Source organism: Pigmentiphaga daeguensis (assembly GCF_039523035.1).
Classification (GTDB): Bacteria; Pseudomonadota; Gammaproteobacteria; order Burkholderiales; family Burkholderiaceae_B; genus Pigmentiphaga; species Pigmentiphaga daeguensis.
This window is the reverse complement of sequence record NZ_BAAAEN010000029.1, coordinates 1-26,181: the sequence shown is the minus strand read 5'-3', so window position 1 is coordinate 26,181 and position 26,181 is coordinate 1. Positions and strand designations below refer to the sequence as shown.

Annotated in this window: 25 protein-coding genes; 16 read left to right on the top strand and 9 right to left on the bottom strand. The window is 64.4% G+C overall.

Annotated elements, in window-relative coordinates; all coding sequences use genetic code 11:
• Nucleotides 1–29: 29 nt before the first annotated feature.
• Nucleotides 30–680 (bottom strand): carbonic anhydrase, encoded by a 651-nt coding sequence (locus ABD104_RS25830; protein WP_087841272.1) that lies wholly within the window; start codon nucleotides 678–680, stop codon nucleotides 30–32.
• Nucleotides 681–775: 95 nt separating this feature from the next.
• Nucleotides 776–1,225 carry a hypothetical protein gene (locus tag ABD104_RS25825; RefSeq protein ID WP_132980294.1) on the bottom strand — a complete coding sequence of 150 codons (450 nt, stop codon included), beginning with the start codon at nucleotides 1,223–1,225 and terminating at the stop codon, nucleotides 776–778.
• A gap of 317 nt (nucleotides 1,226–1,542) precedes the next feature.
• On the opposite strand from ABD104_RS25825, the gene ABD104_RS25820 reads away from it, so the two are divergent.
• Entirely contained in the window at nucleotides 1,543–1,839 is a 297-nt protein-coding gene (locus tag ABD104_RS25820; protein WP_343928460.1) for a hypothetical protein, read from the top strand.
• Nucleotides 1,840–1,855: 16 nt separating this feature from the next.
• Here ABD104_RS25820 and ABD104_RS25815 read toward each other — a convergent pair whose 3' ends face one another.
• On the bottom strand, nucleotides 1,856–2,842 hold the full coding sequence (locus tag ABD104_RS25815) for a Bug family tripartite tricarboxylate transporter substrate binding protein (RefSeq protein WP_279819926.1): 987 nt from the start codon (nucleotides 2,840–2,842) through the stop codon (nucleotides 1,856–1,858).
• A gap of 352 nt (nucleotides 2,843–3,194) precedes the next feature.
• Between ABD104_RS25815 and ABD104_RS25810 the strand changes: the two genes are divergently transcribed.
• From ABD104_RS25810 to ABD104_RS25745, 14 genes are all read left to right on the top strand, one after another.
• Complete coding sequence (locus tag ABD104_RS25810) at nucleotides 3,195–4,109, top strand: LysR family transcriptional regulator (RefSeq protein WP_087841276.1); 915 nt, start codon at nucleotides 3,195–3,197, stop codon at nucleotides 4,107–4,109.
• A gap of 146 nt (nucleotides 4,110–4,255) precedes the next feature.
• A complete protein-coding gene (locus tag ABD104_RS25805) occupies nucleotides 4,256–5,068 on the top strand; it encodes a TauD/TfdA dioxygenase family protein (protein ID WP_087841277.1) in 813 nt (270 codons plus the stop codon).
• Nucleotides 5,069–5,229: 161 nt separating this feature from the next.
• Complete coding sequence (locus tag ABD104_RS25800; protein WP_338618778.1) at nucleotides 5,230–5,862, top strand: diguanylate cyclase; 633 nt, start codon at nucleotides 5,230–5,232, stop codon at nucleotides 5,860–5,862.
• 162 nt (nucleotides 5,863–6,024) lie between these two features.
• Nucleotides 6,025–6,342: a co-chaperone GroES gene (locus ABD104_RS25795; RefSeq protein WP_087841279.1), complete on the top strand. Its 318-nt coding sequence runs from the start codon at nucleotides 6,025–6,027 to the stop codon at nucleotides 6,340–6,342.
• 26 nt (nucleotides 6,343–6,368) lie between these two features.
• The gene (groL, locus tag ABD104_RS25790; RefSeq protein ID WP_087841280.1) at nucleotides 6,369–7,991 is read left to right on the top strand and encodes a chaperonin GroEL; all 1,623 of its coding nucleotides are present in this window, start codon (nucleotides 6,369–6,371) and stop codon (nucleotides 7,989–7,991) included.
• Nucleotides 7,992–8,175: 184 nt separating this feature from the next.
• Nucleotides 8,176–9,339, top strand: coding sequence for a Gfo/Idh/MocA family protein (locus tag ABD104_RS25785; RefSeq protein WP_343928459.1), 1,164 nt, complete (start codon nucleotides 8,176–8,178; stop codon nucleotides 9,337–9,339).
• Nucleotides 9,336–10,526: a dihydrodipicolinate synthase family protein gene (locus ABD104_RS25780; protein WP_343928458.1), complete on the top strand. Its 1,191-nt coding sequence runs from the start codon at nucleotides 9,336–9,338 to the stop codon at nucleotides 10,524–10,526. The genes ABD104_RS25785 and ABD104_RS25780 overlap by 4 nt, the downstream gene beginning before the upstream one ends.
• A 5-nt stretch (nucleotides 10,527–10,531) precedes the next feature.
• Complete coding sequence (locus ABD104_RS25775; protein ID WP_343928457.1) at nucleotides 10,532–11,407, top strand: sugar phosphate isomerase/epimerase family protein; 876 nt, start codon at nucleotides 10,532–10,534, stop codon at nucleotides 11,405–11,407.
• Between the two features lie 75 nt (nucleotides 11,408–11,482).
• Nucleotides 11,483–12,124, top strand: coding sequence for a class I SAM-dependent DNA methyltransferase (locus ABD104_RS25770; protein WP_343928456.1), 642 nt, complete (start codon nucleotides 11,483–11,485; stop codon nucleotides 12,122–12,124).
• A gap of 254 nt (nucleotides 12,125–12,378) precedes the next feature.
• Complete coding sequence (locus tag ABD104_RS25765) at nucleotides 12,379–13,176, top strand: hypothetical protein (RefSeq protein WP_343928455.1); 798 nt, start codon at nucleotides 12,379–12,381, stop codon at nucleotides 13,174–13,176.
• A gap of 230 nt (nucleotides 13,177–13,406) precedes the next feature.
• Complete coding sequence (locus ABD104_RS25760) at nucleotides 13,407–13,730, top strand: hypothetical protein (protein ID WP_343928454.1); 324 nt, start codon at nucleotides 13,407–13,409, stop codon at nucleotides 13,728–13,730.
• A 76-nt stretch (nucleotides 13,731–13,806) separates the two neighbouring features.
• Nucleotides 13,807–14,193, top strand: coding sequence for an HNH endonuclease (locus tag ABD104_RS25755; protein WP_343928453.1), 387 nt, complete (start codon nucleotides 13,807–13,809; stop codon nucleotides 14,191–14,193).
• 252 nt (nucleotides 14,194–14,445) lie between these two features.
• Nucleotides 14,446–18,270, top strand: coding sequence for a hypothetical protein (locus ABD104_RS25750; protein ID WP_343928452.1), 3,825 nt, complete (start codon nucleotides 14,446–14,448; stop codon nucleotides 18,268–18,270).
• A 220-nt stretch (nucleotides 18,271–18,490) separates the two neighbouring features.
• Nucleotides 18,491–18,994 (top strand): MgtC/SapB family protein, encoded by a 504-nt coding sequence (locus ABD104_RS25745; RefSeq protein WP_343928451.1) that lies wholly within the window; start codon nucleotides 18,491–18,493, stop codon nucleotides 18,992–18,994.
• A 3-nt stretch (nucleotides 18,995–18,997) separates the two neighbouring features.
• Here ABD104_RS25745 and ABD104_RS25740 read toward each other — a convergent pair whose 3' ends face one another.
• From ABD104_RS25740 to ABD104_RS25715, 6 genes are read right to left on the bottom strand one after another with little or no spacing between them, the layout of a single operon-like run.
• Nucleotides 18,998–19,927, bottom strand: coding sequence for a LysR family transcriptional regulator (locus ABD104_RS25740; RefSeq protein ID WP_343928450.1), 930 nt, complete (start codon nucleotides 19,925–19,927; stop codon nucleotides 18,998–19,000).
• Complete coding sequence (locus ABD104_RS25735; protein WP_343928449.1) at nucleotides 19,924–21,321, bottom strand: CoA transferase; 1,398 nt, start codon at nucleotides 21,319–21,321, stop codon at nucleotides 19,924–19,926. Before ABD104_RS25735 ends, ABD104_RS25740 begins: the two co-directional genes overlap by 4 nt.
• Entirely contained in the window at nucleotides 21,311–22,096 is a 786-nt protein-coding gene (locus ABD104_RS25730; protein ID WP_343928448.1) for an enoyl-CoA hydratase, read from the bottom strand. Before ABD104_RS25730 ends, ABD104_RS25735 begins: the two co-directional genes overlap by 11 nt.
• Nucleotides 22,086–23,279: a CaiB/BaiF CoA transferase family protein gene (locus ABD104_RS25725; protein ID WP_343928447.1), complete on the bottom strand. Its 1,194-nt coding sequence runs from the start codon at nucleotides 23,277–23,279 to the stop codon at nucleotides 22,086–22,088. Before ABD104_RS25725 ends, ABD104_RS25730 begins: the two co-directional genes overlap by 11 nt.
• Nucleotides 23,280–23,295: 16 nt before the next feature.
• Nucleotides 23,296–24,279: a Bug family tripartite tricarboxylate transporter substrate binding protein gene (locus tag ABD104_RS25720; RefSeq protein WP_343928446.1), complete on the bottom strand. Its 984-nt coding sequence runs from the start codon at nucleotides 24,277–24,279 to the stop codon at nucleotides 23,296–23,298.
• A gap of 29 nt (nucleotides 24,280–24,308) precedes the next feature.
• Nucleotides 24,309–25,544 (bottom strand): alpha-hydroxy acid oxidase, encoded by a 1,236-nt coding sequence (locus ABD104_RS25715; RefSeq protein ID WP_343928445.1) that lies wholly within the window; start codon nucleotides 25,542–25,544, stop codon nucleotides 24,309–24,311.
• A gap of 287 nt (nucleotides 25,545–25,831) precedes the next feature.
• On the opposite strand from ABD104_RS25715, the gene ABD104_RS25710 reads away from it, so the two are divergent.
• Nucleotides 25,832–26,122, top strand: a complete 291-nt coding sequence (locus ABD104_RS25710) for a hypothetical protein (protein ID WP_343928444.1) — start codon at nucleotides 25,832–25,834, stop codon at nucleotides 26,120–26,122.
• The last annotated feature ends 59 nt before the right edge of the window (nucleotides 26,123–26,181 follow it).

The window sequence follows — 26,181 nt, the reverse complement described above, 5'->3', positions numbered from 1 at the left end:
CCGGATGACGTTGCGTAAAAATTGTTGCCCTAGTCCAGCGGCAGCGGGCTTTCGGAGACGGGATGGAACTCGCCGGTGGCCGGGTCGCGCACCATCAGCACGCCGGTGGCGACGCCGAAATAGGCCCCGTGCAGTTGCAACTGGCCTCGTTCCACCAGGATGCGCACGCAGGGGAAGGTCATCAGGTTGTTCAGGCTGTGTTCGACCGTGGCCAGTTCCAGCTGGCGGATGTACATGCCGGGGTTTTCGCCAGGCGGGACGGTGCGTTCGACCACCGGGGCGATCTGCTGCATCCACTTGCCGATGAAATCCCCGGGCGACAGCGGGTCGGCGCTGTTGGCGAAGGCCGAGACGCCGCCGCACAGCGCGTGGCCGAGCACGACGATGTGCTTGACGCGCAGCGACTGCACGGCGAACTCCAGCGCCGCGCTGGTGCCGTGGTAGTGCTGGGTGATGCCTTCGTAGGGGGGGACGAGGTTGGCGACGTTGCGGACCACGAAGATCTCGCCGGGGCCGGCGTCGAAGATGACTTCCGGGGCCACGCGGGAATCGCAGCAGCCTATGACCATGATTTCGGGCTTCTGGCCCTTTTCGGCGAGCGTCTTGTAGCGGGTGCGTTCGTCGTTGAAGCGGCCGCCCAGGAAAGAGCGGTAGCCGTCTGTGAGTCGTGCTGGGAACATGCTTCACCTGTTGCTGGCCCGCCCTGGAGGGGCGGGGAGCATCATGATACCAGCCGCCGCTTTTCCCGGATGCTGGGGGATGCCCGGGGCCGCGCTCAGCGCGCGGAGTCCTGGGCGGCGCGCAGGCTGACGACGGCTTGGGACAGCAGGTGCAGCGGGTCTTCCGACGCCACGACGGGAACGTCGTTCAGCGTCAGCACCAGGACGCCGGCGGGCAGTTCGATCAGCTTCAGTGAGCCGGGAGGGATGGCCAGCCCCGCCTTGGGCGCGATGATCTTGAGCGTGGTCAGCAGCGCCGCGATCTCGTCGTGCTCGTAGATGGGATGCCAGTGCGACAGGCGGTCCATCACCTCCTGGTACAGGGATTCCCCGGGGCTTTGCAGCGACTGCTCGACGCCGAAGATCTGGGCGCTCCAGAGCCCGCGTTCGTCTGTTTCGATGGTGATGGCGCCGGCCGGGATGTCCGGACGCAGTGGGTGCACCACTGCCCTGAGGTGGGCTTCCGCAGTGGGGCGGGTCTCGCGCGTCGTGGGAGGAATGCGCATGGCGGAGTCCGTTCCGATTTGGGTCCAGCTTAGCCGCATGGCCGGTCGCGAGGGGTTACAGCGCCGTTGCGGTTTTTTCCGGGTTTAACAGCTTGGTTGCGTCGGCGGGCCGTGTCGCGCGCGGCGCAACGAGCGGCGCTGTGGAGTTCGCGGCCGCGCTTCTATATGCTTGCCTGCTGGGCAGACAACGACAAATTACGAGGATTGCGGAATCCATGAGAACGGTGCTCGCGGGACTCGCGACCGCTGTGACGATGGGGTGCGCCATGACCGGTCACGACCGGGCAGGTGTCACGACTTCGGGGCAGGAGGAGTGCGTGACCAGTCGTGACGTGAAAGAGGTCATCGTCCGGCTCAGGGACATGGGATGGACCGCCCAGCGCACGATCGACGCCGTGCTTTCGAACTCTCGCCTGGACGATGCCGAGACCCGTACCTGGTTCATCGGGCTGGTCTCGGAAATCTACGAGGGCGGCACCTCGCTGGCCGAGGTCGACGCCGACTATGTCGCCTGCGTGAAATCCCTGTCCCCCCAGGCGCCGCCCGTGCAATCCGCATCGGCCGGAAAGGCGGCGGCCGCGGCCGGAGGGCCGCGCGGCGACTCTCCGAGCTAAGGGGAAGGGCCCAGGCTTATTCCGGCTGCACGCCCGCGGCCTGCGCCACGTTGCGCCAGCGCGCGACCTCGCTGCCGACGAAGGCGGCGAACTGTTCCCTGGACATGGGCTTGGCGACTTCGCTGCCGGTCTGCTCGATGCGCGCGATGTAGTCGCGATCGGCGGCGACCTTGGCGATCTCGGCGTTCAGGCGCGACGCGATGTCGGCGGGCAGGTTCGCGGGGCCGAACAGGCCGGTCCAGGTCGTGACGTCCAGCCCCTTCAGGCCGCTTTCCTTGAAGGTGGGCACGTCGGGCAGCGCGGCCGAACGCTTGTCGCTGCTGATGGCCAGCGCCCGCAGCTTGCCGGCGCGCACCGAGGCCAAGGTGTTGGGAATGGTTTCCAGCATGAGCTGGACCTGTCCGCCCAGCAGGTCCGGCATGGCGGCGCCGCCGCCCTTGTACGGAACGTGGACGATCTCCACCTTGGCTTCCGACTTGAACAGCTCGCCGGCCAGGTGCGAGATGGCGCCGATGCCCGCCGAGGCATACGACAGCTTGTCGGGGTTGGCGCGGGCGTAGTCGATCAGGCCCTGCAGGTTCTTGACCTGCAGCGAGGGGTTGACCACCAGGACCAGGGGGCCGTCCTGCAGGCGGCCGATGGCGGTGAAGCTCTTGGCGACGTCGAAGGGCAGGGTCTTCTTGAGCACCGGGTTGATGGCATGGGTACCGATGGTGCCGAACAGCAGCGTGTAGCCGTCCGGCTGCGCCCGCGCCACGTAGTCCGAGGCGATGATGCCGCCCGCGCCGGGCTTGTTCTCGATGATGACCGGTTGCCCCAGGCGCGCGGCCAGCGAGGCGCCGAAGGCGCGGGCCAGGATGTCGGAGGAGCCCCCCGCGGCGAAGGGCACCACCATGGTGACGGGGCGGGTCGGGTAACCCTGCGCGCTGGCGGCTCCCGACAGTCCGAGGGACGCGAAGGCCGCGGCAACACAGGTTCGCAGCACGTATTTTCTCAATGCCATGGTGAATGCTCTCTGGACGAAAAAAACGAAGGAAGAAAATATCCGGCCGGTTCCAGGCGGATAAAGGGTGATTATTCCGGCCCCATGGACGGGAATATTATTGATGTCTCTTCCGTTAATAATCCGCGCAATCCGGGGATGGTTTGCGCGGGCCATCGGATTCCCACGAAAAACAGTTTCGACACCTGGCCGTCAAACCGGATACCGTGTTTCGTGTATGGTCCAATGGTTAATAGGTGACACACTATAAGCGCGCGTCGAACCGTGTCAAGACCTTCTTGTCAAATTACGGCCTTAGCTGGAAGATAGCAACAAGCTATGCGAATACTGCATTTCTGTTAGATCGAAAACCATGGATTTCAAGCAGCTCGAATACTTCGTCCGTGTGGCCGAGCATGGCAGTTTCAGCCGCGCTGCCGCGGCGCTCGGCCTTGGACAGCCTTTCCTGAGCAGGCAGATCCGCCAGCTCGAGGTGGACCTGCGCAAGACCCTGTTCCATCGCCATGGGCGCGGCATCGTGCTGACCGATTCGGGCGAGCAGTTCCTGTTGTTCGCCCGCAGCGTGTTGCAACAGCTGGATGCGGCCACCCAGGTGCTGTCGCGGTCGGAAACCGAAATCACCGGCAGGGTGGTCATCGGCATGCCGCCGTCCCTGGGCAGGGTGCTGACCGTGCCGCTGGTGCGCGCCTTCAGCGAGCGCTTCCCGCTGGCGCGGCTGACCATCGTCGAGGCGCTGAGCATGACGCTGTACGAACGCCTGATCTCCGACAAGCTGGATGCCGCGTTGATGTACGACCCGACCGTCTCGACCCTGACCGAGATCGAGCCCCTGGTGCGCGAGCCGCTATGCCTGATCCTGCGCAAGACCGAGGCGGCACAGGAGAGCCGGCCCCTGGCCTTTTCCCACCTGGCCGAGCACCGGCTGATCTTCCCGTCCGAGCCGCATCCGCTGCGGATGCTGGTCGAGGCCGAGGCCGCGCGGCAGGGCATCGCGCTGGATATCGCCTTCGAGATCGACGGGGTCGAGGCCATCGTGGCGCTGGTCGACAAGGGCTTCGGCGCGGCCGTGGTGCCCTACAACCTGGTGCGCGCGGGCATGCCGGGCACCGACCTGCGCATCTGCCCGCTGGTCGAGCCCGTGGTGGGCGGCGTGATCGGGCTGGTCACGCACAGCCGGCGGCCGCCCACGCTGCTGACGGCCAAGACCGTGGACCTGCTGCGGCAGACGGCGGCGGAAACCCTGGTGGGCAGCGAACCGGTTGCGTGAGTAATGCGAAAACTGCATAACAACTAGTCGAACTGAAGGCTAGCAGGATCGCAGCCCAAGAGGGATGATTTCACCCATGCCGACCGGGTCGCCGGTGGCCGCCGGGCGTGTCCGGTAGTTTGTCATTGCGGAATCAGGAAAACATCATGAAATATGAAGCCATCACGGTCAAACCCATATCCCCGCATATAGGCGCGGAAATCGGGAATATCGATCTGACCCGCCCGCTGTCCGACCAGGAGGTCAAGGAACTGCACGCGGCTTTCATCGAATACCAGGTCATTTTCTTTCGTGACCAGAAAATCAGTTTCGAAGACCAGATCCGCACGGCCGAATATTTCGGCACGCTGGGCAAGCACGTCGGCGTCAACACCATCAGCAAGACCACCGATAATCCCCTGGTGCGCAAGTTCCACTACGACGAGACCTCCAAGCAGATCTCGGGCGAGAACTTCCACAGCGACCAGTCCTGTGCGCCCATCCCGCCGCTGGGCAGCATGCTGTACAACCACACGGTGCCTCCGCACGGCGGCGGCGACACCATGTTCGCCAGCATGTACGCCGCCTACGACGCGCTGTCGCCCCGGATGAAGACCTACCTGGAAGGCCTGACCGCCACCCATGACGGCACGCGGGTCTTCGGTCCCGGCACGCCGATTTCCTCGCACCCGGTCATCGTGCGCCATCCCGAAAGCGGCAAGAAGCTGATTTTCGTCAACACCGATTTCACGTCGCACATCAACGAACTGCCCCGCCTGGAAGGCGACCGCATCCTGCAGTTCCTGATCGACCATTGCAACAAGCCCGAGTGGACCTGCCGCTTCCGCTGGGAACCGCATTCGATCGCATTCTGGGATAACCGCTGCACGCACCACAAGGCCATCTGGGACTACTGGCCCAACGTGCGTTCGGGTTTCCGCGTCCAGGTCGAGGGCAAGGAAGCCCCCGTGGCCGGCTGATTCTTTTTTCGTTGTCGTTGTTGTTGCCTGTGTTGGCGGCCTGCGTTGCAGGCCTCCTTTTTTCATTTCGGGCGGCTTGAAGCGGGCGCCATGCCGCGATAAATTTTTCCGCATGGCGGGCCGTGGCCGCATGCCGGCCCGCGTATCGAATCGGAGGCCTGATGAACGTCTTTGAAACGATTGCGGCCCAGGCGGCCGCCATGAAACTTCCCATCTATGCGGTTACCGCCGCGACCGTGCCCAGACGGGACGCGCCCATTCTCCTCATCATCCACTGGCATGGCTTCGCGCGCGAGACGCCGCTGCGGCTGGACGATTTGCCGCTGCCGCCGCGATCGGTGGCCGGTTCGGCCCTGCAGATCGATGCGCCGGGGGAGGGCATCGAGTCGGCCGAGCAGGCGCTGCTGGACGCCGCATGGCAACTGGGAGCCTGGGATCTCGAGCGCGTGGTGAAGCGCCCCTGGTGGCGGCTGGGGGCTCCCGCCAGCGAGGCCTTGGCGGGCCACCGGGCGTTCGGCGACTATCCCGACGCCGACAGCGCCGATCCCGGCGTCGTCATGGGGGCTCCCGACCGCGACGAGCTGATGCGGGCGGCCGCCCATCGCGGCTATGTGCGGTGGCTGTTCCGCCCTCGCAAGAGCGGGCTGTGGCAATGGGTAGAGGACGAGGACAGCACGCTGGACGGGACGGGGGGCCGCGAGCCGCCTTGCCCGGTGCTGCCGTATCCGCTGGAGGCAGGCCGCGCGGGGCGCGCCGTCTATCGGCTGGGCCGGGTGGATCGGTTAATCATTTGATGTAGCAATTTGATACAAACACCGTGCGCATCCCCCTCTTGAAGCGCACGCAGCCGCTCCTATTTTTCGATCCGCAGCGAGCCGCTGCCGGCACCGGCGACCTTGCACGGACGGTGCCGACATCCCCTTTCTGATGATTTGCAATCGCTTAGGAGATTGATCATGAAGATTCGTCCCCTTCACGACCGGGTTATCGTCAAGCGGATCGAACAACAACGCAAGACGGCCTCGGGCATCGTGATCCCGGACACGGCGGCGGAGAAGCCCGAGCAGGGCGAGGTCGTCGCGGTGGGGCCAGGCAAGTCCCTCGATGACGGCAGCGTGCGTCCGCTGACGCTCAAGGTCGGCGACCAGGTGCTGTTCGGCAAGTACGCCGGGCAGACCGTGAAGATCGACGGCGAGGAGATTCTCGTCATGCGCGAGGAGGACGTGCTGGGCGTGCTGGAAGGCGCCCGGGACGAACTGAAGAAGGCCGCCTGACGATCCGTCACCACGAGGAGAAAGACATGAGTGCGAAAGACGTCCAATTCCATGATGGCGCCCGTGCCCGCATCGTGCAGGGCGTGAACATACTGGCTAATGCCGTCAAGGTCACGCTGGGGCCCAAGGGACGCAACGTGCTGCTCGAACGCAGCTTCGGGGCGCCGGTGGTCACCAAGGACGGCGTGTCGGTGGCCAAGGAAATCGAACTCAAGGACAAGTTCGAGAACATGGGGGCCCAGATCGTCAAGCAGGTCGCCTCCAAGACCGCAGACGTCGCCGGCGACGGCACCACCACCGCCACCGTGCTGGCCCAGTCCATCGTGCAGGAGGGCATGAAATACGTGGCCTCGGGCATGAACCCGATGGACCTGAAGCGCGGGATCGACAAGGCCGTGGCTACCGTCGTCGAGGAACTGCGCAAGCTCTCCAAGCCCATCTCGACCAACAAGGAGATCGCCCAGGTGGCGGCGCTGTCGGCCAACTCCGACGAGGCCGTGGGCACGATCATCGCCCAGGCGATGGACAAGGTGGGCAAGGAAGGCGTCATCACCGTGGAAGACGGCAAGTCGCTGGAAAACGAACTGGACATCGTCGAGGGCATGCAGTTCGATCGCGGCTACCTGAGCCCGTACTTCATCAACGATCCCGAGAAGCAGGTCGCCCACCTGGAGGATCCGCTGATCCTGCTGCACGACAAGAAGATCTCCAGCATCCGGGATCTGCTGCCCGTGCTCGAGGCCACCGCGAAGGCCGGCAAGCCCCTGCTGATCGTGGCCGAGGACATCGATGGCGATGCGCTGGCGACGCTGGTGGTCAATGCCATGCGTGGCGTCCTGAAGGTCGCCGCGGTCAAGGCGCCCGGCTTCGGCGACCGCCGCAAGGCGATGCTGGAGGATATCGCCATCCTGACCGGCGCCACCGTCATCTCGGAAGAGACGGGCCGGCAGCTCGACAAGGCCACGCTGGAGGATCTGGGCAGCGCCAAGCGGGTCGAGGTCCAGAAGGAAAACACCATCATCATCGGCGGGGCCGGCGAGCAGTCGCGCATCGACGCCCGCGTCAAGTCCATCCAGGCGCAGATCGAACAGGCCACCAGCGACTATGACCGCGAGAAGCTGCAAGAGCGCGTGGCCAAGCTGGCCGGCGGCGTGGCGGTCATCAAGGTGGGCGCCGCGACCGAAGTCGAGATGAAGGAGAAGAAGGACCGCGTCGACGACGCCCTGCATGCCACCCGCGCCGCGGTGGAAGAGGGCATCGTGCCGGGCGGCGGCATCGCGCTGCTGCGTGCCCGGGCCGCCGTCGAGAAGCTCGAGGGCGCCAACGCCGACCAGCACGCGGGCATCCGCATCGTGCTGCGCGCGCTCGAGGCGCCGCTGCGCGCCATCGTGGCCAACGCCGGCGAAGAGCCCTCGGTGGTCGTGTCCAAGGTGCTGGAAGGCAAGGGCAACTTCGGCTACAACGCCGCGACGGGCGAATATGGCGACCTGGTCGCCATCGGCGTGGTCGATCCGACGAAGGTGACCCGTACGGCGCTGCAGAACGCGGCGTCCATCGCCGGCCTGATCCTGACCACGGACGCCACCGTGGCCGAGCTGCCCAAGGAAGAGAAAGCCCCGGCGCCCGCCGGAGGCGGCATGGACTTCTAAGCCGCCGCAGCGTTCCAACCCCTGTCGACCGCGCCGGATTCCGGCGCGGTTTTTTTTGCGCATTAGGGTTTCTCCCGCTGTTCCCGAGCCGCGGCCGCCGTTGACATCCGATCGCGACATCGTCACTATTCACCAAATGGTGAATTAAGTGCAGACCCGCACACAGTCGACGACGGAGACACGCATGGCAACACAACGACTCGGCCTGATCATGCACGGGGTGACCGGCCGCATGGGCATGAACCAGCACCTGATCCGGTCCATCGTGGCCATACGCAAGCAGGGCGGCGTCACGCTGTCCAACGGCGACAAGGTCATGCCCGATCCCATCCTGGTCGGCCGCAATGCCGAGAAGATGGAAGCCCTGGCCAAGGCCCACGACATCCCGCGCTGGGGCACGGACCTGGACCAGGCCTTGGCCAACCCGGACGATTCCGTGTTCTTCGACGCCGGCACGACGCAGATGCGCCCCACGCTGCTGGCCAAGGCCATCCGCGCCGGCAAGCACGTGTATTGCGAGAAGCCCATCGCCACCAACCTGAACGAGGCGGTGGAGATCTGCCGGCTGGCCGAAGGCTCGGGCCTCAAGCACGGCGCGGTGCAGGACAAGCTGTTCCTGCCGGGCCTGCGCAAGCTCGACATGCTCAACAAGGCCGGCTTCTTCGGCAAGATCCTGTCGGTGCGCATCGAATTCGGCTACTGGGTGTTCGAGGGCGACCTGCAGCCCATCCAGCGGCCGTCCTGGAACTACCGCACCGAAGACGGCGGCGGCATCATCCTGGACATGGTCTGCCACTGGCGCTACGTGCTGGACAACCTGTTCGGCGAAGTGCAGGCCGTGTCCTGCCTGGGCAAGACGCACATCCCCACGCGCTGGGACGAAGCGGGCAAGCCCTACCAGGCCACCGCCGACGACGCCTGCTACGCCACCTTCGAACTGGCCGACGGCGTCGTGGCCCAGGTGAACAGCTCGTGGACCACCCGCGTGCGCCGCGACGACCTGGTCACCTTCCACGTGGACGGCACGCACGGCTCGGCCGTGGCGGGGCTGACCGACTGCCGCACGCAGTCGCGCGTCAACACGCCCAAGCCGGTCTGGAACCCGGACGTGAAACAGACCATGCCGTTCTTCGAACAATGGCAGGAAGTGCCCGACACCCAGGTCTACGACAACGGCTTCAAGATCCAGTGGGAGCACTTCATCCGCCATGTGGTCGAGGATGCGCCGTACCGCTGGACGCTGCCCGAGGGCGCCAAGGGCGTGCAACTGGTCGAGGCCGCGCTGCAAAGCTGGAAGGAACGGCGCTGGGTGGACGTGCCCCGCCTGGACGTCGGAGCCCGGCGATGAGCCTGTCCATCAACCTGCCGTCGGCCGGCGGCCTGCGGCGATACGCGCTGCGCGACCGCGCGCCGTTCCAGGCGCCGCCCGCCGGCGCGCAGTTCGATCGCATCGCCTATTCGGCGGCGCACGTGGTGGCCGATCCCCTGGCGGCCATCGACCCGTGGCTGCAATGCGCCGTGGACTGGGACGCCACCATCGCCTACCGCCAGCGCCTGTGGGCGCTGGGCCTGGGCGTGGCCGAGGCCATGGACACCGCGCAGCGGGGCATGGGGCTGGACTGGCCGACGTCTCTTGAGTTGATCCGCCGCTCGCTGGACGCCGCCCGCGACGTGCCGGGCGCGCGCGTGGCCTCCGGCTGCGGCACCGACCACCTGGCGCCCGAGGATGCGCGAAGCATCGACGACGTGATCCGCGCCTACGAAGAACAGATGGCCGCCATCGAAGGCCTGGGCGGCCGCCTGATCGTCATGGCCAGCCGCGCGCTGGCCCGCGTGGCCCGTGGCCCCGCCGACTACGAACGCGTCTACGACCGCATCCTGGGCCAGGCCCGCGAACCCGTCATCCTGCACTGGCTGGGCGACATGTTCGACCCCGCGCTGAAGGGCTACTGGGGCAGCGGCGACGTGGACGCCGCCATGCGGACGGCGCTGGGCGTGATCGCCGCGCACCCCGACAAGGTCGACGGCATCAAGATCTCGCTGCTGGACAAGGACAAGGAAATCGCCATGCGCCGCCGACTGCCGGCCGGCGTGCGCATGTACACCGGCGACGACTTCAACTATGCCGAACTGATCGCTGGCGACGGCCAGGGCGAACTGCCCAACCACCGCCACAGCGACGCGCTGCTGGGCATCTTCGACGCCATCGCCCCGGCCGCCAGCGCGGCGCTGGCGGAACTGGCGGCCGGCAACGTGGACGCCTTCAACCGGATCCTGGCGCCCACCGTGCCGCTGTCGCGCCACATCTTCAGCGCGCCCACGCGCTTCTACAAGACGGGTGTGGTGTTCATGGCCTGGCTCAACGGCCACCAGGACCACTTCGCGATGGTGGGCGGGCAGCAGAGCGCGCGGTCGCTGCTGCATTTCGCCGAGCTGTTCAGGCTGGCGGATGGGGCGGGGTTGCTGGAGCAGCCTGAGCTGGCGGTGGGGCGGATGAAAACATTGCTGGCGATGCACGGCGTGGATGGAGACTAAGCCTCATGCGAGATTTTTCCCAGGATCATGATTGGATGTCCATCAACACGGCCACCGTGCGCAAGTCGCGCGGCCAGGAAGTGCGGCTGCTGGACATCCTGGACGCCTGCGCACGCCACGGCGTGCGCGCCATCTCCCCGTGGCGCGACCAGGTCGCGGCGGCAGGGCTGGAACAGGTGTCGCGCGTCGTGCGCAGCCACGGACTGGCTTTATCCGGCTATTGCCGGGGCGGCATGTTCACGGCGTCGGATGATGCAGGCTTGACGCGGGCGCGCGACGACAATCGCCGGGCCGTGGACGAGGCCTGCGAACTGAACGCCGCATGTTTGGTGCTGGTGGTGGGCGGGCTGCCGGGCGGCTTGCAGGGCAAGGCCGAGTATCACGACATCGCTCGCGCTCGGGCGCAGGTCACCGAAGGGATCGCGCAATTGCTGGAGTATGCGCGTGAACGCAAGATGCCCATCGCCATCGAGCCGCTACATCCGATGTATGCGGCGGATCGGGCGTGCATCAATACGCTGGAGCAGGCGCTGGATGTGTGCGATCTGCTGGATCCTGCGCGTAGTGGGGATATTGGCGTGGCGGTGGATCTTTATCACGTCTGGTGGGATCCGAAGTTGCAGGCGCAGATCGAGCGGGCAGGGCAGAAAAGGCTATTGGCTTTTCACGTTTGCGATTGGCTTACACCTACCACCGATCTGTTGAACGATCGGGGCATGATGGGGGATGGGGTGATCGAGATTCCCAAGGCGCGGGGATGGGTCGAGGCGCAGGGGTTCGCGGGGTTTAGTGAAGTGGAGATATTTTCGTATCGGTGGTGGGAGCTTGATACCGATACGATTTTGCGGACTTGCATCGAGCGGCATCGGTCGGTGGTGTAGGGGCGAGGGGAGGGCAGTGTCCGTGGCTCTGATATGCTTGAGCACGTCACGTGCTCAAGCTGCCGGAGTGCCGTGTTGTCCAAATCCCCCGCTGACAATGTCATTGCCCTGTACCGGGAACATGCCGCAGCGTTCGAGAAAAATAGAAACCATGAACTCATCGAACGCGCTTGGCTGAACCGGTTTTTGGCGCTGCTTCCCGGCTCGCGGCCGGATGTGCTGGATATCGGCTGCGGCAGCGGTGCGCCGATGGCGCGCTACCTTATTCAGAACGGATGCAGGGTAACCGGGGTGGATACGTCGCTGCCATTGCTCGCGCGGGCGCGTGAGTCGTTTCCAGAGCAACGCTGGATTGCGGCGGATATGCGGCAGATCCCGGTTGTAGGGCCGTTCCACGGTTTGTTGGTCTGGCATAGTTTTTTCCATCTATCCCCTGAAGATCAACGGCCCATGTTCGCCACTTTTCGGCGACTGGCGGCGTCGGGTGCTGTTTTGATGTTTACCAGTGGTACCCGTCTGGGCGAGGCTATCGGCCAGTTCGAGGGTAAGCCTCTTTATCACGGCAGCTTGGATGCGAGTGAGTATCAAGAGTTGCTGTGTGCCAATGGATTCACGGTTGTGCGGCATGTCGAGGAGGATGCGACATGCGGGGGAGCGACGGTGTGGTTGGCGAAGCGGGATGGGGGAAGATTGTTTGGGGCGAAATCGGGTACCTGAAAAGGACCGCTCTCGGCCATGAGCCGCCGTTCACACGCGGCATCGCTCGGACGTTCAAGGGTCGGCTACACTCGGCGAGCGGCCATCCATTCGTAAAGGATGAATGCCCATTCGTCGGCCCAACTTCGCCGCAAAGTGTAATTAGAGGGATGAAAGAGCGCCCGTTTAGCTTGCGGCGTCTGTGTTTGCTGGGACCACCGCGCAGCGAACGGTACAGCATGATCTTCTGACGCTGGTCAGGACTAGGATTCCCCATGAGTGCAAATAGACCTTTTAGGCGGATGTGCCGTCAATTCGTTGACGGTCATTATTCAGAGGGCGGCAGATGGATGTATCTCTTGCACCCGAAATATGCGACAGACCCACGCCACTACGTTCGGGCATTCCTGCTGCTTCAGGAGGATATCCTCGACCTTTTTTCGTATGTCGAGCCGAGCGACGTGAACCTCAATACCTACTCTCACCGTATCCAGCAGTTGCTGATCAGAGCATGTATTGAGGTAGAGGCGAACTTCACCGCGATCTTCTTGGACAATGGATTCGGCGATAATGACACACGGTTCAACATCAACGATTACAAGCTTGTTAATACGTCACACAGACTATCGTCATTCCAGGTTCGAATTCCAGGATGGACGGGAAATCGAGGAACACGCCGACCATTTCTTGCGTGGGTGGAGGAAGACGGTCGCCTTGATTGGTATCGCGCATACAACAAAGCCAAGCATAATCGACATGAAAACTTTCACTTGGCAACCTTTGACGCGCTGCTCGACGCTTATTGCGGGCTGAACGTCCTATTGTCCGCACAATTCATGGATGAGGATTATGGGCCGGGTTCTAAGAGCATCGGCGTTATGGGTGCTGACTACTACTATGAGGGAAACGATGGCATGGATCCCTCAATTGGTGGCTCGTTACGAATAAGATTTCCGGACGATTGGCCGGCCGATGATCGATATGAGTTCGACTGGCAGGAGCTAAGGAATCTCGCTGATCCTTTTGTGAATTTTGACTATGCGGCGCTTACCCGGCCTGAGCGACGCCGTTGATCCGTGTGATTTCGCCGCAGGAGATGTTCACGTCAATTCACCATCCGATACCGGTCGTTCGCTGGCTACGAACCATCCGCAGGGTGATAGGATTGGCCGATCAATGCCACAACGACCCAGCCGAGTCCTTGAATATTCAGATGGCTCAGAAAATCACACGTGACCAAATCGCGGCTGCATTCAATGCGGCCAGCGACGTTTTTGATTAGAAACTCTCGAAAGCGCGAGGGGTGCAAACGCTCTATGAAAACCACGGCGTCAACGAGGTGTCAGCGGGCGATTTAATCGAGATTTTTCGCTCTATGATGGCTGGCAAAGTGTTCCAGCGCACTTTGAGCATTGACGGCACTCGCTACTTTCTTCAACGGATTGAAGAGGAAAGGCCTACTCATCTAGCTGACGCTGTGGCATCGAACGTTAAGCATCTCGACTACTACGAGCGGCTGCCAACCGGCCACCCACAACCCTCGAAGCGCAAGCTGGTCAACGAATGGGTCGCACGGCTTTCCGAACCACGTGATTTGAACGCGCTGGAGGCAGCGTTTTGGCAATAGCGCATCGACAGATTCACCCGATATTCGCCAGGGCCGTCTGCAACGCTCAAAGAAACTACCCGAAAAGATTAAGGTGATGACTGAGGCTTATGTCCGCAACCCTGATGTTGTTGCTGAAGCTTTGCATCGGGCACGCGGGCAGTGCGGGCGGTGCAAGCAACCGGCTCCGTTTTCTCGTAGGAAAGATGGATCGCCCTATCTTGAAGTTCACCATATCCAATTGTTGAAAGACGGCGGCGAGGATAGGGTTGAGAACGCTATTGCGCTATGCCCGAATTGCCCCGAGAACTGCACTTTGGCGCAGCGGGGCGTCTCCTTGGGGGCTTTGCCGAATTCTGTGGTTTCTTGCAGTTTCTCGGTTTCGCGTAGAGCCGATCAACGAAAACGCAAACGTGGTCGCGTGAGTGTCGGTTCTAGGCACAGTACCCGCCGTCGAGGTGTCGTCGGGTCGAATGTCGGTTGAGGGTCGAAAGCGGTCTTTACTCAGCTATCGATAATACGTACTTAGCGATAGTCTGCCACTGGCCGATCCCGACCCAACGCTGCCATTGGTCGGATACCAAACGCGAACAGATTTAGGTCAAATCTCTCGCGACAAATCGATCTAGGGTAAGCGTTCCTGGGGTAGGCCGTTTTACCCCGGGCGATATGTGACGTCATGCCAACCACCTTTCCTGCTTTAATTCGGGAGTTTGGTCGGTGCTGGAAGGGAGCCATGGGTTTCTTCGAACTTAATGCTACAGATATTACGGCGCTTGGCGCGGGCGACCTGCGTGAGCTGGTCGCCCGTCTGAGCGAAGCGGAGGTGATCCAGCAGGGGGGGCTGTCGAAGAGCGTTACGTGGGGCGGCGCGCAGGAAGCGCCCGACGGCGGGTTGGACGTGCGTATCGAGGATGCCGGCCTGGCGTCGAGCAACGGCTTTGTTCCGCGTGGGATCTGCGGCTTCCAGGTCAAGAAGCACACGATGGCTGGGGCCGCATGCAGGGACGAGATGCTGGAACACGGGGCCCTGAGGCCGATCATCGCAGAACTGGCCGATCGGAATGGTTCCTACATCATCGTCAGTGGTAAGGACGATTGTTCGGATAGCATGCTGGCGAGCCGATTGCGGGGAATGGCGGAGGCTGTCGCGCTTCTGCCCAACAAGGCGTCTCTGCATCTGGACTTCTACGGCCTGGATCGACTGGCGACCTGGCTTCGGCGGCATCCAAGCGTGGCGCTGTGGGTTCGCACGCGCCTCGGCCGGCCCTTGTCCGGATGGAAACCTTTCGGGCGGTGGGCGGCGACCCCTCCGGGGAAGGACGACGCGTTCATGGTTGACGACCACCCCTGCGTGATCGACGCGAATTCGAGCGCGAAGGATCCCATGCCCGTATCCGAAGGCATCAAGCTAGCTCGTCACCGGCTTCGCCGCCCCGGCAGTGCCGTGCGCATCACCGGCCTCTCGGGAGTAGGCAAGACGCGATTCGCGCAGGCGCTGTTCGAGGCGGAGGTCGGCGAGGAGGCGCTGTCTCCCGCCAGCGCAATCTACGCCGATCTGGGCGAGGACTTGGAGCCGACGGCATCCGAACTGGTTTCATACCTCATCGCCAACGATCACGCTGTTCACCTGGTGCTCGACAACTGTCCCCCTGACGTGCATCGGCAGTTGCAGAAGCAGGTTTCCGAGAGCAGTGCTAGGCTCAGTCTGCTGACCATCGAGTACGACATCTCCGACGATCGTCCCGAAGAAACCGAGGTAATCCATCTCGAGCCGTGCAGCGAGAAAACGGTCTCCATGCTGGTCCAGAAGCGCTACCCGGACCTGGGGCAGTTGAACTCGGACAAGATCGCCGAGTTTTCCGGCGGCAATGCGCGCATCGCAATTGCTTTGGCAAGCCGGGTGGAAGCGGACGAGACGCTGATAAAGTTCTCTGACGAAGACCTGTTCCAACGATTGTTCAGTCAGAGGAAGGGCGCGTCCGATCAGCTCTTGGGAAGCGCCGAAGCGCTTTCGCTCGTCTATTCGTTCAATGTATCCGCGTCCGAATTCAAGGACGAGCTTGACATCCTGGGCACCATCGCCGGCCTTGATCGCCGCGTGCTGTATCGGGGCCAGGCCGAGTTGCTGCGTCGTCAGCTGGCGCAGCAACGCGGCGAGTGGAGAGCAATTCTTCCGCACGCACTTGCCAACCGTTTGGCGAAACGGGCGCTGGAAAATATTCCTCCCGACGAAATTAACGCCGAACTCCTGAAGCCCGAGAACCGGCGTCTGTTCCGCTCATGCGCCCATCGGTTGGGATACCTGCACGATTTCGAGCCTGCGCTTCGCTTGGCGAATAGTTGGGTGGTCCCTGGCGGGCCGCTGCATGACATCGGATCGTGCAGCGAAGAAAGCTTGTCAGCGTTGCAGTACATCGCGCCGGTCTTCCCGGAGACCGTCCTGCGGCTGCTTGAAGACGCCGCAGCCGACCCCGGATTTGCCTCTCGTGAAAATCCGCACTTCAGCTCGTTTGTACACTTGCTGAGCCAGCTTGCTTACGACGATGACAAGTTCGATCGCGCCGTAGCGGTTATGTTGAAGTTTGCCGAGGGCGAGAAGTCTGGTGAGAACAGCTACAGTATCGTCAGTCAGATGCGTCAACTGTTCTCGTTGCACCTGTCAGGTACGCAGGCGACACCGCCACGCAGGCGCGCCTTCGTCGGGAAGCTACTCGAGTCGGGTAGCCATAGACACCGGGAAATCGCGGGCGAATTGTTCCGCGCCGCGTTCGAGGCAAGGCATTGGACGTCTGTCTCGATGTTTGACTTCGGCGCACGGAGAAGAGATTTCGGTTGGTCTCCGCGCACGCGTGCGGAAGCGCTCGACTGGTATGTGGGCTTCCTGAATTTGCTGCGATCGGCGTTGGCATGTGACGACCCGACTCTGTGCGAATGGGCGCGCTCGTTGATGGCGGAACACTTTCGTGGTCTGTGGGCATGCGCGGGTTGCTTCGATGAACTCGAGGAAATCGTCCGCAGCCATGCTGCCGGGGGAAGTTGGCCAAAGATGTGGGTGGCCATCAAGCAGACGCTTGGTTTCGACAACGACGCCGCTCATCCCGAAATACGGGACCGACTGGAGGCACTTGAACGCCTTTCGGCCCCATCCGGCCCCTATTCGGAGATTGAGGCTTATGTTCTGGCCAATACCTGGGATCACGTCGAGAGCAGGGGTGAGCTATGCACCGCCGGCGTCAACGCGATCGAAACGAAGATTGCTTCGTTGGGTGAGGTAGCCGCAGCAGAGCCACTCTACTTGGAGCGATTGGGGTCCCGGCTCTGGGAAGGCAAGTTCGATGCGCTGTATCCCTTCGGCATTGGGCTAGCGCGGGGCAGCGCCAACCTGATGGCCACTTTCGAGTATCTCTTGCAACTGGTGCAACGGCAGGCGCCTGCCGTGCTCAATCCGTTGATGCTTCGAGGCTTTATCAATGCGGCCCATGACATGGACCCCGGTTTAGCCAGGGTGATGCAGGAACGCGTGCTGAATCATCCCTTGCTGAAGCCGTATTTCATTTACCTGCTCGGGGCCAGTACGGTTGCCTCATGGGGGATCAAGAAGCTCCTCGAGCTCGCGCGAGGCGGAGAGTTCGAGACTTGGCGGTTCGGGCAGCTTGCTTATGGCCGCATGCACGAATCCATCCCCGACAGCGAACTGTCGGAACTGCTCGCCGTTCTAAACGGGCGGGATGATGGCATTTACACCACGCTCGACATACTGGAGATGCGGTTCTTTGGCGGGAAGGACAGCAGTTATGTGCCGAATGAAGAGCTTCTTTCGGTCGGGCGCGGGGCCATTCACAAGCTTTTGTCCGGCGAGCGGGAGCAGACCAACCTGAGATGTGTTCGTAGGACTGAGCGTGTCGTCAGTCAGTGCCTGTCTGCGTCCGCTCCGGAACAGGAGATCAAGGAGATCGTGAAGTTGCTTTGCGACGGAGTGGATGCTTTCTGTTTCTACAGTTCTGATCTCGATGTCATCATCACGACGTTGACCAGCAACTTCCCGGAGATCGTCCTCAGCGAGGTTTTCACGGGCGGCGACAGGGAGCGCCGATTGATCCACCACCTTTTCAAGGATCGCCTGAGCCGTAGTTCACCGTCCCTCAATAGTGCCCCGGTGGCTCGCCTGGTCGCATGGTGCCAGGGTGATCAGGATCGGATCGCGCGCGTGGCCACTGCGGTGTGCGCATACTCAGTTGCCGACGCAAGCGATGTTCCACTGGAGCATCCAAAACGCGTTGTGCTCAGCGAGCCAATCAAGGCTTTGTTGGGAGCCGCAGCGGATAAGCAGGGCATCGTAAATACGATATTTTTGGGAATCCAGCCTATGAGTTGGTCCGGCTCGCGGGCCGACATCATGGAGATTCGGGCCAGGGCCTTCGCCGCGCTGCTGGAGCACCCCTTGCCCGAAGTGCGGGATCTCGCAGCCATGAAGCTCGAGCGTGTTGAGCAAATCGTGCGACAGGAACGGGAACGAGAAGCGGCAAAACAAAGCCGGCGCGAGCAGCGTTTCGAATAAGCTATGGGGCCGCTCTTGGCCGATAGCTGACGTTGACTAAATGACTTGGCCTGGAGGAGGGGATATCCATGACTGTGAGCCTAGGCATCTGAGAACAAGCTTAATGTTGGCCTTTTACTTGCTGAGTCTACACCTTGTTACGAGCGTGAGTGCTCTGTGACTGCGCATCTCACCAGCTTGCCCGTAGTCTGACGATTATCCGAATAAAAAAAGGCCACCCATGGACGCCCCCCTATGGACCCAAATCTGGACCACCGCCTCCAGCGAATTCTCCGACATCCCCGACGTAGCCGAACTAACCCGAGTATTCGTCCGCCTCCTGGTCGCGATGACCCTGGGCGGCCTCCTAGGCCTGGAACGTGAACTACGCGGCACCTCAGCCGGCCTACGCACCCACATGCTCGTCGCCCTGGGCGCCGCACTATTCGTTCTCGTCCCCCTGCAAGGCGGCATGGAAGTAGCAGACATGAGCCGAGTCCTGCAGGGCGTGATCGCTGGCATCGGCTTCCTCGGCGCCGGCGCCATCCTCAAGTCAAACGGCCGCGAGATCCACGGCCTGACCACGGCGGCTAGCATCTGGTTGACAGCCGCCATCGGCATCGCAGCGGGCATGGGGCGGGAGATGACCGCCATCGTCAGCACGCTGTTCGCGCTGGTCATCCTGGCGCTGCTGCGCAAGCTCACGCACAACCGCGGCCAGCCGAAGCACGAGGACCCTCAATAGGGTTCAGGCGCGCGTGCCGGTGTGCAAGAAGCCGATGTCGGTGGGCTTGAAATTGACGACTTCGCAGGCGATGTCCAGGCAGGCGCCGACCAGGGGCCGCAGGTCGCGTTCGCGCGAGATCAGGAAGTAGTCCAGCGCAGCCAGGGGCGGGGTGCCGCGCAGTCGCACGAGCAGGCCGGCCTGGACGAGTTGATCGGCCCAGGATTCGGGCAGCACGCCCAGGCCCAGTCCCTGTATCAGCAGTTGGGCGATGACGGCCCAGCTATTGCAGTGCAGGCGCCGCGCCACGGTGGCGTCGATGGACTGGAGCGATTGTTCGATGATGAGGGCGGTGCCGCTGGAGGGCGGTAGCGAGATCAGCGCGCAGTCGGGCAACAGGGCGGGCAGTCGGCCTTCGCCCTGGCGGTGCAGGGCGGGGGAGCAGACCCAGGCGAAGCCGGCGCTGCCGAGGTATTCGGCCTTGATGCGGTTGTCGGCGGGGCGGTTGGCGATGACGGCGAAGTCGAGGTCGCCTTCGGCCACGCGCCGGGCGAGGTTGCCGAGCGAGCTGCCGGCTTCGACTACGGGGTCCAGTTGCAGGTCGGGGTGGGCGGCTTGCAGGCGGGCGATGAAGGTGGGCAGCCAGGTCAGGGCGCTTAGCTCGCCTACACCGAAGTGGCAGCGGCCGCGCAGGATTTCGGCCTGCCGGCCCATGCCGGCGACGACGTTGGCTTGTTTGAGCAGTTGTTCGACGTGCGGCAGCAGTTGTTCGCCTTCGCTGGTCAGGCGGGCCCGCAGGGAGCTGCGGTCGAACAGGATGCTGCGCAGGCTGTGTTCGAGGTCGGTGATGCGCTTGGACAGGGTGGAGACGGAGATGTGCAGGCGTTCGGCGGCGATCATGAAGTTGGGGCTGGTGGCCGCCAGGTAGAACGCTTCGAGCTGTTTCAGTGTCATGGCCGAAGGGGGGAAGGCGCCCAGGCCGCGGGCGAGCTGCCCAGCGGATGGGGGCCGGGGGTTGTCCCGTCGTCCAGGCCGGCGACGGCGGGCGCTACGTGATAGGTGGTGCCGAACGGGCCGTGGCGGGTGACCAGTTGGGGCGCCAGGGCGTCGAAGGCGTCGTCGCCCCGGTGCGATGGGTCGGCCCAGGCCAGCAGGTACGTCGCCACTCGCGCCAATGATACCCGGACCTCCCAACTGCCGCCGGACTGCTGCCGCTGGCGCAGCGCGGCCAGCGTGCCGAGTATGCCCAGTTGGCCGGTCAGGTAGTCGGTCAGGAGGCGGGTGGGCGACAGCCGGGGCTTGCCGTCCCGCGCGTGCAGCGCGGCGATGCCGGTGGCGGCCTGCACCACCTGGTCGAAAGCCTTGCGCGCGCCCCAGGGGCTGTCATGGCCGAAGGCGCTTACGCCGACGTGGATGAAGTCGCGGCCGGCGCGCGGCAGCAGGCCGGGGGCGTCCAGGCCGAACTGGGCCAGCGCGCCGGGTCGCCACGAATCGACGACGATGTCCGCGTCCGTGGCCAGTGCTCGGACGCTAGCCAGGTCGTCGGGGTCGTGGAAGTCGGCGAAGGCGTTGCGCTTACCTATGCCGGTATCCAGGATCTGCGGCAGCGGGTCGGGTTGGGCGGGCGACGAGACTCTTAGCACGTAGCTGCCGAGGAAGGCGAAATGGCGGGCGACCACCGGCCCGGCGATGACGTGGGACAGGTCCAGGACCCGTAATCCGGCCAGGCCGCCCACAGCCGGCGCGCCGGCGCGCAGCGGCCGCAGCGTCAGCAGCGGCTCCAAGGCGATGGCGGCGCCCGCGTCGCTGGCCAGCCAGGCTTCGGGCGTGCGCGCCCAGGCGCCGGGCAGGCCTTGTCCGGCTGCTGTGTCTTCCAGTTCCTGCGCCGGCCAGCGCCGTATGGCCGCGGCCAGGGCGGGCGCCGTATTGGCGCAATCCAGCAGGGCCAGGGTGCCGTCGCGCAGATGGGGATAGGAGCCGGACGGCAGGAACCACCGGCCGTCGGCGGTGGGATAGAAGTCGGACTTCAGTTCCTTGCCGTGCGACGACTGGGGAAAGCGGTGTTCATGGATGCGCTGGAAGTGCGTGGGTTCCAGCCCGGCCAGCGCCTGCGCGGGCGACACTTCGTAGTGCGCGCGGGGTTCGCCTGTGGCGACCAGCGCGGTGCCATGGGCCACCGCCAACTGGAAGGCCGAGGCGATGTCCGCCAACGGCAGCGGCGAGTCCAGCGCCGGGCGCGGCCCGGCCAGCGTGAACGCCGTCAGGCGCGGCAGGCCCGCGCCGGCAAGCAGGTCGTCGGCAATGGCGCGGACGCGCTGCTCCGGGGCGCCGGTATGCTCACTTGCCACGGAACACCGGTGTCCGCTTGCCGGTGAAGGCCTCGCGTCCTTCGACATAGTCGGCGCTGCGGAAGCAGTCCAGGATCGCATCCTTGCAGGCCTGCCAGTCTCGTCCGTCCGGGGCGGTGGAGGTTTCGATGGCGAGCTTGGATGCGCGGTGCGTCAGCGGCGCCAGGCCGGCGATGGTGCGCGCGAGGTCCAGCGTTTCCTCGCGCGTCTGGATCCGGTTGATCAGACCCATCTGCCGGGCTTCTTCGGCCGTGTAGCGGCGAGCGGTGAACATAATTTCCTTGGCGTGGGCCGGCCCCACCAGTTGCGCCAGCCGGTGCAGCCAGAGCTCGTGGTAGCCCACGCCCACCTTGCCGGCGGGGATGCAGAACTGCGCCTGTTCGTTGCCATAGCGCATGTCGCAATGCAGGGCGATGGCGACGCCGCCGCCGAAGCAATAGCCGTTGATGAAGGCCAGCGTGGGTTTGCGCACGGCGCCGATGCGGCCGATGGCGCGTTCGACGGTGGTGTTGTAGCGGCGCACGTTCTCTTCGGTGTCGCGCTGTTCGCCGAACTGCGAGATGTCCGAGCCCGAGGCGAAGGCGCGGTCGCCCGCGCCCTCGAACACGATGGCGCGCACGTCGTCGCGGTCTTCCAGTTCGTCCAGCAGTCCGGGCAGGGACTGCCACATGTCGAAGGTCAGCGCGTTGTGCTTGGCCGGGTGGTCGATCACGACGCGGCCCAGGTGCTGCTCGACGGCGACGTGGATGCGGCCGGGCCGGGCTTCAGATGACATGTTCGCTCCTGAGTTGCTGCAGGGTGTCGCCCTGGATGCCGATCTCGGCAAGAATGACCTCGTTGTCCTGGCCGGGCATGGGGGCGACGCGCCGCACGCCGGCCTGATGGTTGCCCAGGCTGAAGGGCTGGCCGACCAGGTGGATGTCGCCCAGCTTCTCGTGCGCGACGGGCCAGGCGATGCCCAGGTGCCGCACCTGCGCGTCGTCGAAGGCCTGCTTGACGTTGTTGACCGCGCCGCAGGCCAGGCCGCTGGCGTTCAGGTGCTCGATCCAGTAATCGTTGGTTCGCGTTGCGAAGACGGCGGCGATCTCGTCGTTGAGTTCGCGGCGGTTGGCCGAGCGGTTCTTGTTGGTGGCGAAGCGCGGATCGTCCAGCCAGCGTTCCCGGCCCATGGCGTGGCAGAAGCGCTTCCACATCACGGTGCCCGACACGCAGATGTTGACCTGTCCGTCCTGCGTGTCGAACACGCCGGTGGGAATGATGGTGGGATGGTCGTTGCCGGCCTGCACGGGAATCTCGCCGGCCACCAGATAGCGGGCGCACTGGAAGTCCATGGTCGCCAGCAGGGACTCCAGCAGCGAGGTCCGCACCCATTGCCCCTGTCCCGTTTTCTCGCGCTCGTACAGCGCGGTCAGGATGCCCAGCGCGCCAAAAACGCCCGCCGTGGTGTCGGCGATGGCGATGCCGGCGCGCACCGGCCCGTGGCCGGGCAGTCCGGTGATGGACATCATGCCGGTCATGCCCTGGATGATCTGGTCGTAGCCCGGGCGCCGCGCATAAGGGCCGTCCTGGCCGAAGCCGGAGATGCTGGCGTAGATCAGGCGCGGGTTGCGGGCGCGCAGCGTGTCGTAGTCGATGCCCAGGCGATCCTTGACGTCGGGGCGGTAGTTCTCGACGACGACGTCGGCCTGCGCGGCCAGGTTCAGGAACAGCGCGCGCCCCGGGTCCGATTTCAGGTTGAGCGTGATGCTGCGCTTGTTGCGGTGCAGGTTCTGGTAGTCCGGCCCCAGGCGCATGCCGCCCATTTCGTTCTCGTGTTCGGGATCGACGGGTTCCTCGATCTTGACCACGTCGGCGCCCCAGTCCGCCAGGACGCGCACGGCGGTCGGGCCGGCGCGCACGCGCGTCAGGTCGAGCACGCGTAGGCCGGACAAGGGCAAGCGGGCCTGCTGTTCAGACATCCTGATTCTCCTTTGCTTACTTCACCGAGAATTTCTCGAATTTCATCCGGGCGGTGGTGTCCGCCCACATCTGGCGCTCGCTGGCGACCTTGCCGGCGAAGTCGTCGGCCGAGCCGGCCGCCGCCGCGACGCCCTGGCGTTCGTACAGGCTGGCCACCTCGGGCGAGGCCAGCGCCTTGTTCAGGGCCCGGTTCAGCGCCTGCACGCGCTCCTTGGGCATGCCGGCGGGGCCGACGATGCCGTACCAGGTGGGCTTGTTCAGTTCCGGCAGGCCCAGCTCGGCATAGGTCGGCACCTCGGGCAGGCTGTCCAGGCGCGACGGAGCCTGGACGGCCAGGGCGCACACCTTGCCGCTCTTGATGTGCGTCATGGCCGAGCTGACGTTGTCGAACACGGCGTGCACCTGGCCCGCGTACAGGTCATTCATCGCGTTGGACAGGCCGCGGTAGGGCACGTGGAGCATGTTGGTGCCCGTGGCCTGCAGGAAGCGCGCGCCGTTCAGATGCGACAGCGAGCCCGTGCCGGCCGAGCCGTACGAGTACTTGTCGGGGTTGGCCTTCAGGTTCTTCAGGAAGGCCTGCATGTCGCACTTGGGCGCGACCGACGGCGCCACCACCAGCACGCCGGGGGCGGTGATCAGCGCGCCGACGAAGCTGAAGTCCTTGACCGAGTCGTACGGCGCTTCGGTATAGATGTTGGGCGCGATGGCATGCGTGGTAGCCGAGGCGACCCCCAGCGTGTAGCCGTCGGGCTTGGCGCGGCGCACGAAATTCATGGCGATCAGTCCGGCCGCGCCGGCCTTGTTCTCGATGACCACCGACTGTCCCAGCGCCGTGCCCATGGCCTGCTGGATCGCGCGGGCGGCGGTGTCCGTCGGGCCGCCCGCCGCCATCGGAACGACGATGGTGATGGGCGCGGCGGGAAACGAGTCGGCCAGGGCGGGGGCGGCCAGGCCGGCGCCCAGGGCGGCGAATAAAGTGGTCAACAGGGTCTTGTTCATGGTTTTCTCCTCGTCATGTCGGATCCTCTTCAGGATTCTTGTTGTGCCTGCAACAGGCAGTGCGGGCCGAGTTCGTCCAGGCGGCTGGCTCCCAGCATCGCCATGTTGCGATCGACCTCGGCTTGCAGAAGCTGGATGGCGTGGGCCACGCCGGCCTGGCCGCCCACGGCGGCGGCGCAAATGAAAGGGCGGCCGGCGAAAACGTAGCGGGCGCCCAGGGACAACGCGATCAGGACGTCGCCGCCGCGCCGGATGCCGCCGTCCATCATCACCGCCAGGCGCTGCCCGACCGCGTCCGCGATGGCCGGCAGTACGCGCAGGGGGGCGGCGGCGCCGTCGAGCTGGCGCCCGCCATGATTGGACACGATGATGCCCTCGGCGCCGATCGCCAGCGCGCGGCGCGCATCCTCCACCGACAGAATGCCCTTGACCACCAGGTTGCCGCGCCACTGCCGACGTATCGCGGCGATGTCGTCCCAGGTCAGATGGTCGCGGCCTGTCGTGTCGCGCACCGCCTTGGCGGAAAACGCCGGCGCGCCGCGTTCGGCGAAGGAATTTTCGAAATGCGGCATGCCGCGCGTGGCCAGCGTCCGGAGCAGGGTGCGGACCAGCCAGCCGGGATGCGTGACGCCTTCCCAGGCCAGCCGCGGGGTGGGGCGCAGGGGCAGCGAAAAGCCCGCGCGTATGTTGTTCTCGCGATTGGCCCACACGGGGATGTCCACGGTGACCACCAGCGTCTCGTAGCCGGCGCGGCCCACTCGTTCGACCAGGGCGGCGCGGCGGATCGGATCGCCCGGCAGGTAGGCCTGGAACCACGTGCCGGGGGCTTGTTCGTGGATCTCTTCCAGCCGCATCAGCGACGAGCCGCTCATGATCATGCACGCGCCTTCCTGCCGCGCGGCCAGGGCCATGGCCAGATCGCCCTGGTAGGCCAGCAGCGCGCTGATGCCGACCGGCGCGATGCCGAAAGGCACGCGGTAGGCCTGGCCCAGCAGCGTGGTCTGCGTCGAGCGGCGGGAAACGTCCGCCAGCACCTGCGTGACGAACTCATGGCGCCGGAACGCCGCGCGATTGGCGGCCAGCGACCGGTTGTCCTCGGCCGCGCCCAGCACGTATTCGCGCAGCGGCCGGGGCAGGTAGCGGGCCGCCGCGCGTTCGAAGTCGTCCAGGTTCAGGACGTGACGGATGCGGGCGGGGAGCCCCGTCGTGCGCGCTTCATAGGCGGCGTGCGTGGCCGGGGTGGAAGGGTGGTGCGTCGTTGTCATGCGGCAAGACTACACACCCGCCGATATTGAAAAAAGTGAAATTATTCGGTGGTAGTACTTCTAGAAATTCGAAAAAAAGCGCTGCAACGAAGGGCGCCGAGGTGGTTTTTCGATGGGAATTCCGGCTCGACACGATCAGGCTTCCCAATAGCGGTGTCAGGCCCGCCAGTCGCTTGGGCAGCAGGTGCCGTACGTTCTGGTGCGACTGCCACGTGCCGTAGACCCCCGGGAGCGGCGCTCCCACCCGTTCGCGGCGCTGACCCGCAGGCGCGCGCCAGGCGGCGGTCGTGCAGCAAGACCAGGGGATGGCGCTGCAGAAAGTGACGGGCTTCGAGGAGGCTACCGTGCCCATGGTGTTTTGCGTATGGGGGCTAGGAATGGTGGCGGGCGACTTGGCAGGCGGCAGGTTTGCAGGCCAGGCCCTTGTCCCGAAGATCTTCGAGGTTTTACTTTGGAACGCTGTTTTCCTGGGCGCGTTTTCTGTTTTCGCCAGCTCCAAAGCTGCCACTGCCGTTGTGTTGTTTCTCGTCGGGACTGGCTTTGACCTGCTCCCCGAGATTAGTACGGTAATGATGTAGAGTCTGCCTCCGTGGAGGTAGCATGAAGAAGCGTTTCACAGAAGAACAAATCATTGGCA